This window comes from Ornithinibacillus caprae (genome assembly GCF_009728145.1).
In the GTDB taxonomy this organism is placed as follows: Bacteria; Bacillota; Bacilli; order Bacillales; family Amphibacillaceae; genus Ornithinibacillus; species Ornithinibacillus caprae.
Window position 1 is genome coordinate 240,792 of record NZ_WOCA01000001.1, and the last position, 16,019, is coordinate 256,810.

The following is a 16,019-nucleotide window of genomic DNA, read 5'->3' on the forward strand; positions in this document are numbered from 1 at the left end:
GGAAGGAAGGGAAGACCAACATGGAACACATATATTTGGACCATGCAGCAACAACCCCAATGGATAAACGTGTAGTTGATGCAATGTATCCTATTTTTAATGAGGTTTTTGGTAATCCATCTAGTGTTCACTCATTTGGTAGAAAAGCTAGACAACTATTAGATGAATCAAGAAGGGTACTAGCTAATAGTATTCATGCAAATGAGAAAGAAATTATCTTCACTAGTGGAGGCACCGAAGCAGATAACTTAGCAATAATAGGAACAGCTAATGCAAATAAAGATAAAGGGAACCATATTATTACGACAATACAGGAACACCATGCGACACTCCACACTGCCGAATATTTGGAAAAAGAGGGCTTTGAAGTAACGTATTTACCTGTAACGGAGGATGGAGTGATCCGTGTTGAGGATTTGAAAGCAGCACTAACAGATCAAACAATTCTTGTTTCCGTTATGTATGTTAATAATGAAACGGGAGTCATACAGCCAATCGAAGAAGTAGCGTCATTACTACGTGATCATCAAGCATACTTCCATACAGATGCTGTTCAAGCATATGGATTGTTAGATATTGATGTAAAGGAAATGGGAATAGATTTATTAACGGTTTCTGCACATAAAATCAATGGACCAAAAGGAATAGGGTTTCTTTATGCTGGTGAAGATGTAAAACTTCAATCACTTCAATATGGTGGGGAACAAGAACGCAAACGTCGTCCGGGAACGGAAAATGTAGTTGGTGCAGTAGGCTTTCAAAAAGCTGTTGAGTTGGCCATGGAAAATAGGGTATCTCGAAGACAAGAGTATCATCAATTTAAAGATTTATTCCTTTCTGTATTAAAAGAAGAAGGAATTACGTTTGATTTGAACGGAAGACAGGAGAATACGGTACCTGCAATAGTTAATATTAGCTTTCCTGGTACAAATGTAGAGACTTTATTAACTAATTTTGATTTAGCAGGTATTGCAGCATCAAGCGGGAGTGCATGTACTGCTGGATCTGTAGAGCCTTCGCACGTATTGTCTGCGATATACGGTGAAAATAATGAATGTACAACTAACTCGATTCGTTTTAGCTTCGGTATATTTAACACAAAAGAGAATGTGACAGAAGCAGCAAGTAGGGTTGCTACAATTATTAAACGATTAACAAAGTAAAAGGGTGGTGAACAACATGAGTGACAATCAAAACACACGAGTTGTAGTTGGAATGAGTGGTGGAGTGGATTCATCCGTTGCAGCACTTCTGTTAAAAGAACAAGGGTATGACGTGGTCGGTATCTTTATGAAAAATTGGGATGACACCGATGAATTCGGAGTATGTACAGCTACCGAAGATTTTGATGATGTAGTTCGTGTTTGTAATCAATTAGATATACCATATTATGCAGTAAACTTTGAAAAGCAGTATTGGGATAAAGTGTTTACGTACTTCTTGGATGAATATAAAGCAGGAAGAACTCCTAATCCAGATGTTATGTGTAATAAAGAAATTAAATTCAAGGCATTTTTAGATCATGCCTTGTCCCTTGGAGCAGATTATTTGGCAACTGGTCACTATGCACAGGTTCGCGAAAATAATGGGAAATATGAAATGCTACGGGGTGTTGATGATAATAAAGACCAAACATACTTCTTAAATCAACTATCAGAAGATGTTCTACAAAAGGTAATGTTTCCATTAGGTCATTTACCGAAATCTAAAGTCAGAGAAATTGCTAAGGACTATGGACTTGTAACAGCAACCAAAAAGGATAGTACTGGAATTTGCTTTATTGGTGAACGTAATTTCAAAGAGTTTCTTAGTGAATATTTACCTGCACAACCTGGAGAAATGCAAACCTTAGACGGGATTGTAAAGGGTAAGCATGATGGCTTGATGTATTACACGATAGGACAACGACAAGGGTTGGGAATTGGTGGAGCTGGTGATCCTTGGTTTGTGGTTGGAAAGAATTTAAAAGAAAATATTTTGTATGTAGAGCAAGGTTATCATAATGAAAAATTATATTCGGATTCTTTACTTGCTACCGATGTAAATTGGATTAACCCTGATGATATAGAACGTACATTTAGCTGCACAGCAAAATTCCGCTATCGTCAAGAAGATTGTGGGGTTACTGTTCATGTATTGGAAGATGGTAATGTAAAGGTAGTATTTGATGAAAAGCAACGTGCAATTACTCCAGGACAGGCTGTTGTTTTCTATAATGGGGATGTCTGTCTTGGTGGCGGAACGATTGATGAAGTAATTAAAAATGAGATAGCTTTAGATTATGTAGGTTAAATAAGCAGGATCACGCTCTAAATGAATAAAATTCACATGTGCGTGATCCGTTTTAACATGTAAGGAGAATTACATATGGATAAAAATGCAAAAGCAATTCAATTAATGAAGGAAAATAAGTTTGAAGAAGCAGCGAGTATCTTTAATGAAGTTATTCAAGAAAATCCGGAAGAACCTCTTGGCTATATAAATTTCGGAAATCTTTTATTACATGTAAAGGATGAAGAACGTGCGAAACGATTTTTTGAAAAAGCAATTGAATTAGATGATAAAGCTGCAATTGCTTACTATGGGTTAGGAAATTTATTTTTTGAACAAGCTGATTATCATAAAGCACAAGAGTATTATCAAAAAGCAATTGAACTAGGTCTAGAAGAAGCGGATGTTTATTTTATGCTTGGAATGACGTTTCAACATCAAGAGCATTATAAATTAGCATTACCATATTTATTACGTGCAACAGAATTAAATCCAGATGATGTAGAACTTCTTTTTCAATATGGACTAGCTCTTGCGCAAAGTAATCTGATTGAAGATGCAAAAGAAGTCTTCCAACAGGTATTAGCAAAAGATAACGAACATAGTGATGCTCATTATAATTTGGGAGTAATAGAATTATTTCAAGATCAGGCTGAAGAGGCACTTAGCCATTTTAATCAAGCACTAGTCATTCAACCAGATCATGTGTTAGCAGCAAATGGGAAAAGTAAGCTGGAAGAATTATTAGCGGAAAAAGATCAGTAAGACAGTGGGGTTATGTTGATGGAAATAGGTTCTGGGGAAAAAGAATATATCAAAGGTGAACTTCTTTATACGATATTTAAAAATGATGCAGAGCATTTTTCAATTGTTAAAATAAAAATCCACGACACAAATACTAGCTATCGTGAAAAGGAAATTGTAGCTAAGGGGTATTTTTCCAGTCTCCAAGAAGGTAATATTTATTATTTTTATGGGGAATTTGAAAATCATCCTAGATATGGGACACAGTACCATGTGAGTTCCTACCAGACCTTTATTCCAGATACAACAGACGGCCTAATAGCCTATTTATCTAGTGACCTGTTTTATGGTATAGGCAAGAAAACTGCTAAGAAAATTGTTAGTCATTTAGGTGAAACGGCAGTGTCTAAGATTCTCAATGATGAGAATGCACTCTCATCTGTACCAGGTTTAAAGAAAGAGAATGCAGAAGAATTAGCTAAACGTTTGCGAGAACATCAAGGGTTTGAACATGTTGTTGTGAATCTTTCTAAGTACAATATTGGGTTGAAAATGGCACAAAAGATCTACCAAGTCTATAAAGAAGATGCAATTGATATTTTGCAAGAAGATCCCTACCGATATGTTTTTGATATCGAAGGGTTTGGGTTTCAAACTGCTGATGAAATTGCTAAACGAAATGGGTTATCGTTAACACATCCTAATAGAATTGGTGCAGGTTGTATTTTTGTATTACAAAAGAGCGTTCAAGAAGGACATGTGTTTTTGCCTATCAAAGATTGTATACAACAAGTTCTTCAATTGCTAATAAACCCAGAACAGTCTCTAGATGAATCTATTATTACCAAACAGCTTGAAGAATTAAATAAAGCAAAAACAGTTATTTTACAAAATGGTAATGTCTATTTGCCATCCCTTTATTATGCAGAAGATGGATTTGCCTCTCATGTTAAACGACTACTAGAAAAAGAACTCGAATTTGATACAACGATGGCAGAGTTGATGAAAATTATTGGCGATATAGAAGAAGATGAAGTTTTAAGCTATGGAAAAGAACAATTTAATGCAATTAATCAAGCGCTGCACTCGAAACTTATGATTTTAACAGGTGGTCCAGGTACTGGAAAAACAACGGTTATTAAAGGAATTATTAAGGCGTATGGTGCCATTCATAGCTTATCCATCGATCCGATGGACTATGAAAATAAATCTGATTTTCCATTTGTTTTAACTGCACCAACAGGCCGTGCCGCTAAACGACTAAATGAATCTACCGGTCTACCTGCTGTAACGATTCATCGATTACTTGGTTGGAATGGTAATGATGGATTTGAAAAGAATGAACATGAACAATTATCTGGAAAAGTATTAATTGTAGATGAGTTTTCTATGGTAGATATTTGGCTTGCAAATCATTTATTTAAAGCAATTCCAGATGATATGCAAGTCTTGTTAGTTGGTGATGAGGACCAATTGCCTTCTGTTGGTCCAGGGCAAGTACTTACCGATTTATTAGAAAGTGCCATTATTTCAACTGTTAGTTTACATGAAGTATATCGACAAAAAGAAGGATCGAAAATTATTCAGTTAGCACACGCTATAAAAAATGATTCCTTTCAAACCGATTTGTTGCACAATGATAAAGATTTTAGCTTTATAAATTGTCGTGAGCATCAAGTAGTTGATGTGATCACAAAAGTGTTTAAACGAGCTGTCGATAAAGGTATAGATGTCCGAGATATTCAAGTGCTAGCACCAATGTATCGTAATCAAGCAGGGATCACCATGATTAATAAAGCATTACAGCAGCTAGTGAATCCGAAAACTTCCAAGAAACGTGAAGTAAAAGTGAATGATTCGATTTTTCGTATAGGGGATAAAGTAATTCAACTGGTGAATCAACCTGAAGATGGTGTTTTCAATGGGGACATAGGTGAAGTAGTAGCTATTTTTGAAGAAGATGAAAACGTAGATCATGTTGAACAAATGGTTGTTTTATTTGATGAGAAAGAGGTCGTTTATGTACGGAAAGACTATACAAATCTTATGCATGCCTACTGTGTCTCCATCCATAAATCCCAGGGTAGTGAGTTTCCTATTGTAATTTTACCTATCGTTTCAGCATATCATCGTATGTTACGTAAGAACTTAATTTATACGGCGATTACAAGAGGAAAACAATCATTAATTATTTGTGGGGAAACAAATGCGCTATTGAGAGGTATTCAAACACTTGATACCAATAAAAGATATACATCACTAAAGGAACATCTATCAGAACGATTAGAGAGTAGTAGGAAAGATGACGACTTGAATTCAACAGTAACGATAGAGGCAGAGGATATCTCTCCATATGATTTTATGTAACGAAGGTATAATTTACTAAATTTCGGTTAGCATAACATAATATCTTAGCAATAATAGGGGAGATATTATGTTTATGCAATGCCCAAACTGTAATGGAAAGGATATAGGTAAAATTGGGTCTCAGCAATTCTATTGCTGGAATTGCTTTATTGAGATGTCTGTCACCGGGGATGAACTAACCGTTCATCAAGTCGAAGCAGATGGTTCGTTAAGCTCGTTAAATGATTTATTTACTGATGATGAAAGGAAGCTAAAATGGTAACCCTTAGTGTAATATGTAACCCTATTTTTATACTAAGGAGAGGTCATCTATGTTTATGCACAAGAAACCATTAAACTTCCTTTATTGGATTATAACAGGTATATTATTATTTTTATTTATTTATTTACTTGTTACGTTATTTCCATTTTATCAAGCATTTTTTGCATTTTTATTACAGCTTTTTACACCTTTTTTAATTGCTTGCTTAATAGCATATCTTCTTTATCCGATCGTTAACAAAATACATCATTATAACATCCCAAGAAGCATCGCAGTATTAATCATTTATCTTTTATTTTTTGGTGGTGTTGGTTATTTAATATACCGCATTTATCCAGCGGTAGTACACCAGTTACGGGATTTGAATGAGTATTTGCCACAACTGGTCAAATTATATCAAGACCTAATTTATCAAATTTATGAATCAACTTCTTTTCTTCCAGAGGCTGTTCATGACAAGATTGATGATATCATAGGCAATGTTGAAACATACATGGAACGTTTAATCGGAAATGTAATGGGTGGTTTCACACGAATATTCGATATGATTGTTATAATTACAGTCATTCCCGTTCTTGTTTTTTATTTTTTAAAAGACTATACCAAAATAAGAGGGTATATGAAAGGGTTTATTCCACAGAAATATCAGCCACAAGCAAGTAAATTAATACATGCAATCGATGAAAGTCTGGGGAATTATATTCGTGGACAATTGATCGTTTGTCTATTTGTCAGTCTCACTTCATACGTGATTTTCTATTTTCTAGGGTTAAAATATGCATTGCTACTTGCTATCATAATGGGAATAACAAACTTTATCCCCTATTTTGGTCCAATAATTGGTGCGATTCCTGCTATTGGAATTGCATTAACCATGTCAGGAAAGCTAGTTTTGTTTGTAATTATTTCTATTTTTGTGATTCAATTAATAGAAAGTAATTTACTGCAGCCATATATTGTAGGAAAAAGTGTTTCCATTCATCCGGTAGCTATTATCTTTGCATTGCTACTAGGGGGAAAAGTGGGCGGAGTACTTGGAATGATACTCGCTGTACCATTGCTGACAATTTTCAACGTAATTACAAAACATGTCATTACCATAGGTCGTGAGCGTTGACTTTTTAGTAAAAGTTTTCTATAATATCGCATAACGTTATATTGATAATATGTTGAAGGTGAAGAGTACATGGAACTCAAATTTTCAGAGAGGGATTTTCGCTGGGCTGAAAAAAATCCTAATTAAGAGCCATGGAAAGCTAAACTGGAGTGCGGCCAATCCCCGTCGGTTTCAAACCGTTACCATGATCAAGTGATGAGCAATATAATATGTTGTTCATAATTAGGGTGGTACCGCGATATATCTCGTCCCTGCAATTAAGCAGAGAGGAGATTTTTTTATGTTTTAATAGCATCTTTTAGAACAACTTTTGTAAAAAACAAATTTTCGGAGGTAATAAAAATGAAACAGTTAACTTCTGCACAAGTTAGGCAAATGTTTTTAGACTTTTTCAAAGAAAAGGGACATCGCATCGAACCAAGTGCATCACTTGTACCGAAGGATGATCCAACCCTACTATGGATCAATAGTGGGGTAGCGACATTAAAGAAATACTTTGACGGTCGTGTGATACCAGATAACCCACGCATCGTTAATGCACAGAAATCTATTCGTACGAATGACATTGAAAATGTAGGATATACAGCAAGACATCATACATTTTTCGAGATGTTAGGCAATTTTTCGATTGGCGATTATTTTAAAAAGGAAGCAATTGAATGGGCTTGGGAGTTTTTAACAAGCGATAAGTGGATAGGATTTAATCCAGAACGATTATCGGTAACTGTTCATCCTGAAGATGACGAAGCATATGACATATGGTTAAACGATATGAAGATACCTAAAGAAAGAATCATTCGTCTTGAAGAGAATTTTTGGGATATTGGAGAAGGGCCAAGTGGGCCAAACACAGAAATTTTTTATGACCGAGGAGAGAAATATGGGAATGATCCAAATGATCCAGAGCTTTACCCAGGTGGAGAAAATGATCGTTATTTAGAGATTTGGAATCTTGTATTTTCTCAATTCAATCATAATCCTGACGACACATATACACCACTACCGAAGAAAAATATTGATACTGGTATGGGACTTGAGAGAATGGTGTCTGTTATTCAAGATGTACCAACTAACTTCGAAACAGATTTATTCATGCCAATCATTCAGAAAACAGAAAAATTAACGCAAACACCGTATGGAAAGCAAAAGGAAAGCGATACAGCTTATAAAGTTATTGCTGACCATATTCGAACCGTTAGCTTTGCCGTTAGTGATGGTGCACTTCCTTCAAATGAGGGAAGAGGATATGTATTACGAAGATTATTACGCCGTGCTGTACGATTTGCAAAAGAGCTTGGTATTGATCGACCATTTATGTATGAACTAGTTCCAACAGTAGGCGAAATCATGAAGGATTTCTATGCAGAAGTATTGAAACAAAAAGATTTCATTCAAAACATTATTAAGGTAGAAGAAGAGCGATTCCATGAAACATTAAATGATGGATTAGACATCCTAACGTCAATTATTGAAAAAGAGAAGGAAAAGGGTAGTAAGGTGTTTCCAGGCGAAGAGGTGTTTCGCCTTTACGATACGTATGGCTTCCCTAAAGAACTAACAGAAGAGTATGTTGAGCAACAAGGGTTTACAATAGACGAAGAAGCATTTAATAAAGAAATGGAAAAACAGCGTGAGCGTGCTAGAAATGCTCGACAAAAGGTAGATTCTATGAAAGTTCAAGATGATATACTAAGTAAGATAGACGTACAAAGTGATTTTGTTGGGTATGATTCACTAGAATCTCAAACGACCGTTCAGACCATTATAAGTGGAAAAGAAACGATAGAATCTGTAAGTGCTGGTGAAGAGGTTTATGTGTTTTTACAAGAAACACCATTTTATGCTGAAAGCGGCGGTCAAGTTGCAGACAAGGGATGGATCTATACGGATAGTGCTTCTGCATATGTAGAAGATGTGCAAAAATCTCCTAAAGGCGATCATATTCATAAAGTTCGTGTAAAAGATGGCGAGCTTAAAGTAGGAGATCAAGTGAAAGCAATGGTTGATAACCAATTCCGAACATCCATCATTAAAAATCATACGGCGACTCATTTATTACATCAAGCATTAAAAGATGTCTTAGGAACACATGTAAATCAAGCTGGTTCTTTAGTGACTCCTGATCGATTACGATTTGACTTCTCACATTTTAGTGCAGTAACTAAGGAAGAATTACAACAAATAGAGAAAATCGTAAATGAAAAGGTTTGGAATTCGATTCCTGTGGTCATTGATAATAAAAAGCTAGCAGAAGCAAAAGAAATGGGAGCAATGGCTTTATTTGGTGAAAAATACGGAGATGTTGTTCGCGTTGTTCAAATAGGTGATTATAGTATCGAATTATGTGGTGGATGTCATGTTCGAAATACTTCAGAAATTGGCTTGTTTAAATTGGTCTCTGAAGGTGGAATAGGTGCTGGAACTAGAAGAATTGAAGCTGTTACAAGTAAAGAGGCATACAACTACTTAACAGGAAAATTAGACTTATTACAGCAATCTGCACAATTAGTGAAGACTAGCGAAGAAAAACTACCAGAACGAATTGAAGGGTTATTCCAAGAAATAAAAGCTGTTCAAAAAGAAAATGAATCCCTACATGCTAAGTTATCAAATTTGGAAGCTTCTAATATTTTAGATCAAGTAGAAACAGTTAACGATATAAATATATTAGCTCAAAAAGTAAATGTTAAGGACATGAACCAGCTACGTAATATGGTTGATGAATTAAAACAAAAAATTGGGTCGGGAATTATATTATTAGCAGCAGAAAATAATCAAAAAGTACAATTAACAGTAGGAGTATCCAAAGATTTAATTGAGAGAGGACTGCATGCAGGTAATCTGATCAAAGAGGTTGCACAAATTTGTGGCGGTGGCGGTGGTGGACGCCCCGATATGGCACAAGCTGGTGGAAAAGATCCTAGTAAAATTAATGAAGCCCTCTCACATGTAAAAGAATACGTGACGAATAATTTGGATAATAAATAATCAGCCCTACTTTGATCATGTAAAAAAGATATATTTAATCTTTTAAACATGTTAAAATAATGGAAGAAGGGTAATATATGGAATGAGGTGTCACGATGAGCTCGATTGACAAAACGATGAAGTTTAATTTTTCAGAAGAACCATTTGACCAAGACATAAAAGAGATTCTTATGACAGTACATGAGGCTTTGCAGGAAAAAGGATATAACCCAATCAATCAAATTGTTGGTTACTTATTGTCTGGTGATCCGGCTTATATCCCACGCTATAAAGATGCTAGAAATTTAATCCGCAAAGTTGAACGCGATGAAGTGATTGAGGAATTAGTTAAATACTACTTAGAGCAACAACAAAAGGATAAATAAATGAAATTAATGGGTCTAGATGTAGGTTCCAAAACTATAGGTGTTGCCGTTAGTGATGAGTTAGGATGGACTGCTCAAGGTGTAACAACTATTAAATGGGATGAAAATGAAATATCGTCTGCGGATGAAGAATTAAAAGAGATTATAACGAAATATGATATTGGGAAAGCTATTATTGGGTTACCAAAAAATATGAACGGTACCATTGGTGAACGTGGTGAGGCCTCACAAGCATTTGCTAAGCATGTGGAGGAAACGCATAACATACCAACCGTTTTATGGGACGAACGATTGACAACAATGGCTGCTGAAAGAGTCTTACTAGAGGCAGACATGAGTAGAAAAAAACGCAAGAAAGTTATCGACAAAATGGCTGCCGTAATGATTTTACAGGGCTATCTTGATCAAAAATAACAAAGGAGAGTATTGTATGGCTTTAGAAGAAAAAGAGCGTATTATCATCCCAGATGAAAATGGTGAAGAGCACTTATTTGAAGTGTTGTTTACATTTGATGTAGATGAGACAAACCAATCATATATTGCTGTTGTACCAGTAGAACAAAAAGATGATGATGAAGTAGAAGTTTATGCGTTCCGCTATGAGGAAAAAGAAAAAGATGATAATGATTTATCTCTATTTCCTATCGAATCAGATGAAGAGTGGGAAATGGTTGAAGAAATGCTAAACACATTAGCAGATGAAGAAGAGTTAAATCAATAATTAGTATACAAATTTCTAGTAGCTGATGTCATGCTGACATCAGCTACTTTTATGTGAAAATTAACCAAGGTAATACAATGTAGACTATCATCTAAGTCTAGCGTATATTATATTTTTTTAGTATAATATACCGGATGAGAGGGGTATGTTGAATGTCTGATAAAAAGAAGACAGGTAAATATAGAGATAATCTTATTGCACGAGGTGAAGAAGCTAGAACTGTTCGTAAGATTGTAGCAATTATTATTATTTCTTTACTATTAATTTTAGTAGTAGGTGGGATATCTGGGTATAATTATATTAAATCTGGTTTACAGCCAGTTGACCCGGATAATGAACAAGGTGTTGAAGTAGAAATACCATTAGGCTCATCTTCATCAACAATCGCTTCAGTACTTGAAGAAAATGGTATCATTAAAGATTCGCGTATCTTTAGATTTTACATAAAATTCAAGAATGAATCTGGATTTCAAGCTGGTGAATATACGTTTACAAAGTCTATGACCTTTGATGAAATAATTGAGTCATTAAAAAGTGGAAGAATTATTAAGGATCCTGTTTACCGTATTACTATTCCAGAAGGATATACAGTTGAGCAGATTGCTGAAGTATATGCGGATACGTTACCAATTACAAAGGATGAGTTCTTAGATAAAGTGAATGATATGGATTATATTGAGGAATTAATGGAAGAGTATCCTTCCATATTATCTGAGGAAATTTTACATGAAGACATTAAAACACCTTTAGAAGGATATTTATTTGCTGCAACTTATGATATATACGAAGCTGATCCACCAGTTGAAGTTTTAATAACTAATATGTTGGATAAGACGAGGGAAGTTGTATATGAATATATTGATGGAATAAATGAAACAGAATTTTCCATCCATGAAGCGATTACGATGGCATCATTAGTGGAAAAAGAAGCAGTAACCGAAGAACAGCGTAAAACAATAGCAGGTATCTTTTATAATCGAATGGATGAGGGAATGCGTCTCCAAACAGACCCAACAGTTCTATATGCTATTGGAACCCATAAAGGGAAGGTTTTATTATCCGATTTAGAAATTAAGTCACCGTATAATACGTATGTTATTGACGCTTTGCCAATCGGTCCAATATCAAATTTCTCACAAAGTGCATTAGAGTCAACATTATATCCAGAAGAGACGGATTATCTATATTTCTTGCATGATGATGAAGGTAATATTCATTATGCAGAAACGAATGATGAGCATAATGAAAATAGAAGAAAATATATACAATAAATGAAGTGGAAGTGTGAATTTAATTCACATTTCCCGTTTTTTTGGCAGATAGAAAAGTTTAAACTTTCCTATCCTGCATAAGTGCAACTAAGGCATTCACCATAAAGGCTTGGCGAATGCCAAGTTTTTTAAGAGATAAGAAAGTATAAGAGGACAAAGTAATTTGTTATAAACGTATGTTGTGTTATCTAAAATCTAAATAACAAAGAGGTTTTCCCATGAATGAAGAGATCATGAACTATATATCGGAAATCACACCTCCAGATGAAGAGTGGATTAAAGAATTAAAACAACAAGCTACCGCTGACCGTGTTCCAATCATGGAATCAAGCGGGATTGAATTTCTTCTACAATTAATTCGATTGAATAAACCAAAACGGATATTGGAAGTCGGTACCGCAATAGGTTATTCTGCTTTGCGAATGCATCATGTAAATCCCGAAAGTGAAATTGTAACAATAGAGAAGGATGAAAACCGGTACAAACAAGCAATTGAAAATATAACCAAACATAATAAGCATACTAATGTACAAGTCATTCACGGGGATGCACTAGAAGAGATTGAAAAGCTAGTAAGTCAAAAGGAAAAATTCCAATGTATTTTCATTGATGCTGCAAAAGGACAATATAAGCGATTTTTCGAATTATCTAGCCCATTACTACAAGATAATGGATTTATTATTACAGATAATGTATTATTTAGAGGTTATGTTGCCAACCCTGATTTTGAACATCCAAGATATAAAAAAATGGTAGAGAAAATAAGGGCATTTAATCAATGGCTCATGAATCATCCAGATTATGTTACAACGATTTTACCAATTGGAGACGGTGTAGCCGTTAGCTATAAAAAGTAAGAGAAAGGGGCCAAATGTTGGCATGCGAGATAAACCAGTAGTAATTGGAGTTGCAGGTGGAAGCGGAAGTGGTAAAACATCTGTCACCAGGTCCATTTATAATCGATTTTCAGATAAAACAATATTAGTCATTGAACAAGACTATTATTATAAAGATCAAAGTCATTTACCTTTTGAAGAAAGATTAAATACTAACTACGATCACCCACTGGCATTTGATAATGATTTATTAATTGAGCACATCCACGCATTGTTAAATCATCAGCCAATTGAAAAACCAGTATATGACTATAAGTTACACACTCGTTCTAAGGAAGTTATTGACGTAGAACCAAAAGATGTAATTATTCTTGAAGGTATATTAATCCTTGAAGACCCTAGATTAGTGGATTTAATGGATATTAAAGTATTTGTAGATACAGATGCTGATTTACGAATTATTAGACGTCTGTTAAGAGATATCAAGGAGCGAGGGAGAACGTTAGATTCTGTTATTGACCAATACTTAAATGCAGTTAGACCAATGCATTTGCAATTTGTGGAACCTACAAAGCGGTATGCTGATATAATTATTCCAGAAGGTGGTCAAAATCATGTAGCTATTGATTTAATGGCTACAAAAATTGAACAAATTTTGAAGAAGTATCAAACGAATTATTAAGCAGAAACTATTGCGAATAAAAAGAAAATCTGCCATAGTAATGAAAAGTGAACTTTTTTAATATAATGCTTGAGACTAATTAGTATAAATAGTATCATACAATTTATACTGTTCATTCAATTATTATGGATCCCGCGATCTCGCGATTAGATAAAAAAGGAGTGTTTTTTAAATGGCAGTAGAGAAAAATTATTATATGACACAAGAGGGGAAAGAGAAATTAGAAAAGGAATTATTGTACTTAAAAACAGAAAGAAGACAAGAAGTTGTAGAACGTATTAAAGTAGCCCGCGATTTCGGAGATCTTTCAGAGAACTCAGAGTATGATTCTGCTAAAGATGAGCAAGCATTTGTGGAATCAAGAATTGCTCAGGTAGAAAAAATGATTCGTAATGCTGTTATTATTGAAAATGATAATGATAATCCCGATATGGTATCCTTAGGTAAATCGGTTACATTTCAAGAGTTACCTGATGGCGACGAAGAAACATATACGATTGTAGGTAGTGCAGAAGCAGATCCATTTGAAGGTAAAATCTCTAACGATTCACCTATGGCAAAAAGCTTATTAGGCCATACTGTTGGTGAAGAGCTTAAGGTTGCTACACCAGGTGGAGATATTCAAGTTAAAATTTTAAAAGTTGAATAGAGAGTAAAAAAGGTTATGCTAAGGCATAACCTTTTTTACTCTAATTCATAAACAGGGTCTTCCTCAAATACAAAGAAATGCCTATTATCAAATTGATCAATTTTCCATTCTGCTTCCTGTTCATCATAAAGTAAGAATACTTTAACTCCACGTTCATATTCGTGATCATTTTCTCCTTTAAATAACCTTCCAAGATTACCATTCGGTTCATAATAAGTGAACATGACATCAATATCAAATACATAGGCTTCTACCTCTTCATCATATTCCGGGTCTTGATACCAGTCTACTCGATACTGCGCTTTACGTAAGGTTCCTTCGTATTCAGGTATCTCTTCTTCAATATATTCTATTTGTTCTTCGAGAGTTTGTATCATATTCTCTGTTATGTGATCTTGTAGTAGGGATACGTCTCGAGCATTTAATGCTTCTGTATAAGTTAAGAATACGTCATTTATAATTTGGATTATTTTTTCCTCTTCTGAATCTGAAATAGTAGGTACCTTACTAATTCGAATTTCTTGTACATCATCATTAATGATTTCAGATTGACTAATGATTGTTTCCCAAGGCATTTCTTTTTGAAGGTGTATTTCTATATTTTCACTTAGTGGAAATGGTCCTACGACTTGGCTTCCCTTGTTAATTATGATATCGGTTTCTTGATCGTTTACGAATAAGGTTGCTTCGTCTTCAAAGGTTGAAACAATATTAAAATTCCCTACATTTACTTCTATCTCTTGTCTAGTTGAGTTTGAATCCATGTTAAACAAGTTAATTTCTATCTCTTCTTCGGTAGAAGCATAAGAGTTATCAAAGAGGGCTTTTAAAACATGCGTACCTGGCATAAAAGGTCCGTATTTTTTTTCATGAACGCCTTCTTCAACTGTTGTATCTATTTTCTCTTCATCAATAAAAAGTTCTACACTATTATCCGTGGTAAATACCTCAATGAAAGCAGGTATAACCACTAATTTGTAATCATCGAAGAATAACCATCTTGATCCATTTTTTTCGAGAGTTATGGTTGCGTAAGTTTCTGATGTAGAAGGAACATCACCGTTCTGATAGGATTCTGCTTCTTCCTTTAACTTGTTTATAATGGTTTCAAAAGAATCTGGATTTTCTTGGAAAAAGCTTAATAATGTTGCTATGTTGTCTTCAGTAATTGTAAATGAATCCTCGTAAGCAACTAATAAGTTAGTAAGTTCTTCTTGATTCTCTGTTAAAACTGCTTCTTCGAATGAATTAATTTTATGTATTGGATTATGTTGAGAATTTCCTACTAAATAAAAGACGATAAATGATACTACTAGTAATAGTCCAAGTGACAATAATGTGATCAGCTTTTTAGAGAATTTTCTCTTAGGTTGTTTTTCTATCTTATTGCCACATTCAGGACAGTACTGAATGTCTGTAGCTAAATCATGGCCACAACTAATACATTTCAATTTCAATAGTTCTCACCCCTAATCTCCACTTCTACATTAAATCATACCATATGTAGGAATAAAAATTATGCAACTTTTTCACTATTTAAAAAAGATTGATTTATAGATTAAGTAATATGAATTATCAATGAATCTGAAAAAGTATGAATTAGGTAACTAACGGATTAATTATATTTCAATTATATTACAAAATTATTACGTAATTATTAAAATCACCCAATTATAATCCCTAAGAACTAGACAAAAAGTACTTGTTATTTCTTTTATATTATTTCATCTCTTTTTTGTATTTCTA

Annotated in this window: 15 protein-coding genes and 1 other annotated feature; of the genes, 14 read left to right on the forward strand and 1 reads right to left on the reverse strand. The window is 34.3% G+C overall.

Annotation, left to right across the window (positions count from 1 at the left end; genetic code table 11):
- The first annotated feature begins 20 nt into the window (after positions 1-20).
- The 14 genes from GMD78_RS01190 (at position 21) to greA (ending at position 14,273) form a co-directional block, all read left to right on the forward strand.
- Positions 21-1,163: a cysteine desulfurase family protein gene (locus tag GMD78_RS01190; RefSeq protein WP_155666325.1), complete on the forward strand. Its 1,143-nt coding sequence runs from the start codon at positions 21-23 to the stop codon at positions 1,161-1,163.
- A gap of 16 nt (positions 1,164-1,179) precedes the next feature.
- A complete protein-coding gene (gene mnmA, locus GMD78_RS01195) occupies positions 1,180-2,292 on the forward strand; it encodes a tRNA 2-thiouridine(34) synthase MnmA (protein ID WP_155666328.1) in 1,113 nt (370 codons plus the stop codon).
- Between the two features lie 75 nt (positions 2,293-2,367).
- Positions 2,368-3,036 carry a tetratricopeptide repeat protein gene (locus tag GMD78_RS01200; RefSeq protein ID WP_155666330.1) on the forward strand — a complete coding sequence of 223 codons (669 nt, stop codon included), beginning with the start codon at positions 2,368-2,370 and terminating at the stop codon, positions 3,034-3,036.
- 12 nt (positions 3,037-3,048) lie between these two features.
- On the forward strand, positions 3,049-5,382 hold the full coding sequence (gene recD2, locus GMD78_RS01205) for an SF1B family DNA helicase RecD2 (RefSeq protein WP_155666332.1): 2,334 nt from the start codon (positions 3,049-3,051) through the stop codon (positions 5,380-5,382).
- A 73-nt stretch (positions 5,383-5,455) separates the two neighbouring features.
- Entirely contained in the window at positions 5,456-5,644 is a 189-nt protein-coding gene (locus GMD78_RS01210; RefSeq protein WP_155666918.1) for a hypothetical protein, read from the forward strand.
- Positions 5,645-5,693: 49 nt separating this feature from the next.
- Complete coding sequence (locus GMD78_RS01215; RefSeq protein WP_155666334.1) at positions 5,694-6,761, forward strand: AI-2E family transporter; 1,068 nt, start codon at positions 5,694-5,696, stop codon at positions 6,759-6,761.
- A gap of 43 nt (positions 6,762-6,804) precedes the next feature.
- Positions 6,805-7,017: a binding site (T-box leader), on the forward strand.
- Positions 7,018-7,103: 86 nt separating this feature from the next.
- Positions 7,104-9,749: an alanine--tRNA ligase gene (gene alaS, locus GMD78_RS01220; protein WP_155666336.1), complete on the forward strand. Its 2,646-nt coding sequence runs from the start codon at positions 7,104-7,106 to the stop codon at positions 9,747-9,749.
- A 95-nt stretch (positions 9,750-9,844) separates the two neighbouring features.
- Entirely contained in the window at positions 9,845-10,114 is a 270-nt protein-coding gene (locus tag GMD78_RS01225; protein ID WP_155666338.1) for an IreB family regulatory phosphoprotein, read from the forward strand.
- Complete coding sequence (gene ruvX, locus GMD78_RS01230) at positions 10,115-10,528, forward strand: Holliday junction resolvase RuvX (RefSeq protein WP_155666340.1); 414 nt, start codon at positions 10,115-10,117, stop codon at positions 10,526-10,528.
- Between the two features lie 16 nt (positions 10,529-10,544).
- Complete coding sequence (locus tag GMD78_RS01235; RefSeq protein ID WP_155666342.1) at positions 10,545-10,835, forward strand: DUF1292 domain-containing protein; 291 nt, start codon at positions 10,545-10,547, stop codon at positions 10,833-10,835.
- A gap of 152 nt (positions 10,836-10,987) precedes the next feature.
- Positions 10,988-12,106: an endolytic transglycosylase MltG gene (gene mltG, locus GMD78_RS01240; protein WP_155666344.1), complete on the forward strand. Its 1,119-nt coding sequence runs from the start codon at positions 10,988-10,990 to the stop codon at positions 12,104-12,106.
- 218 nt (positions 12,107-12,324) lie between these two features.
- Positions 12,325-12,963: an O-methyltransferase gene (locus GMD78_RS01245; protein WP_155666346.1), complete on the forward strand. Its 639-nt coding sequence runs from the start codon at positions 12,325-12,327 to the stop codon at positions 12,961-12,963.
- A 22-nt stretch (positions 12,964-12,985) separates the two neighbouring features.
- Complete coding sequence (gene udk, locus GMD78_RS01250) at positions 12,986-13,624, forward strand: uridine kinase (protein ID WP_155666349.1); 639 nt, start codon at positions 12,986-12,988, stop codon at positions 13,622-13,624.
- 172 nt (positions 13,625-13,796) lie between these two features.
- Positions 13,797-14,273, forward strand: a complete 477-nt coding sequence (gene greA / locus GMD78_RS01255) for a transcription elongation factor GreA (RefSeq protein WP_155666351.1) — start codon at positions 13,797-13,799, stop codon at positions 14,271-14,273.
- A 35-nt stretch (positions 14,274-14,308) separates the two neighbouring features.
- On the opposite strand, the gene GMD78_RS01260 is transcribed toward greA, so the two are convergent.
- Entirely contained in the window at positions 14,309-15,730 is a 1,422-nt protein-coding gene (locus GMD78_RS01260) for a zinc ribbon domain-containing protein (protein WP_155666353.1), read from the reverse strand.
- Positions 15,731-16,019: the final 289 nt, after the last annotated feature.

Excerpts from the sequence above, each read along its gene's own strand:
- GMD78_RS01190 (WP_155666325.1), top strand. The coding sequence starts at position 21 with ATGGAACACATATATTTGGACCATGCAGCAACAACCCCAATGGATAAA.
- mnmA (WP_155666328.1), top strand. The coding sequence starts at position 1,180 with ATGAGTGACAATCAAAACACACGAGTTGTAGTTGGAATGAGTGGTGGA.
- GMD78_RS01200 (WP_155666330.1), top strand. The coding sequence starts at position 2,368 with ATGGATAAAAATGCAAAAGCAATTCAATTAATGAAGGAAAATAAGTTT.
- recD2 (WP_155666332.1), top strand. The coding sequence starts at position 3,049 with ATGTTGATGGAAATAGGTTCTGGGGAAAAAGAATATATCAAAGGTGAA.
- GMD78_RS01210 (WP_155666918.1), top strand. The coding sequence starts at position 5,456 with ATGCAATGCCCAAACTGTAATGGAAAGGATATAGGTAAAATTGGGTCT.
- GMD78_RS01215 (WP_155666334.1), top strand. The coding sequence starts at position 5,694 with ATGTTTATGCACAAGAAACCATTAAACTTCCTTTATTGGATTATAACA.
- alaS (WP_155666336.1), top strand. The coding sequence starts at position 7,104 with ATGAAACAGTTAACTTCTGCACAAGTTAGGCAAATGTTTTTAGACTTT.
- GMD78_RS01225 (WP_155666338.1), top strand. The coding sequence starts at position 9,845 with ATGAGCTCGATTGACAAAACGATGAAGTTTAATTTTTCAGAAGAACCA.
- ruvX (WP_155666340.1), top strand. The coding sequence starts at position 10,115 with ATGAAATTAATGGGTCTAGATGTAGGTTCCAAAACTATAGGTGTTGCC.
- GMD78_RS01235 (WP_155666342.1), top strand. The coding sequence starts at position 10,545 with ATGGCTTTAGAAGAAAAAGAGCGTATTATCATCCCAGATGAAAATGGT.
- mltG (WP_155666344.1), top strand. The coding sequence starts at position 10,988 with ATGTCTGATAAAAAGAAGACAGGTAAATATAGAGATAATCTTATTGCA.
- GMD78_RS01245 (WP_155666346.1), top strand. The coding sequence starts at position 12,325 with ATGAATGAAGAGATCATGAACTATATATCGGAAATCACACCTCCAGAT.
- udk (WP_155666349.1), top strand. The coding sequence starts at position 12,986 with ATGCGAGATAAACCAGTAGTAATTGGAGTTGCAGGTGGAAGCGGAAGT.
- greA (WP_155666351.1), top strand. The coding sequence starts at position 13,797 with ATGGCAGTAGAGAAAAATTATTATATGACACAAGAGGGGAAAGAGAAA.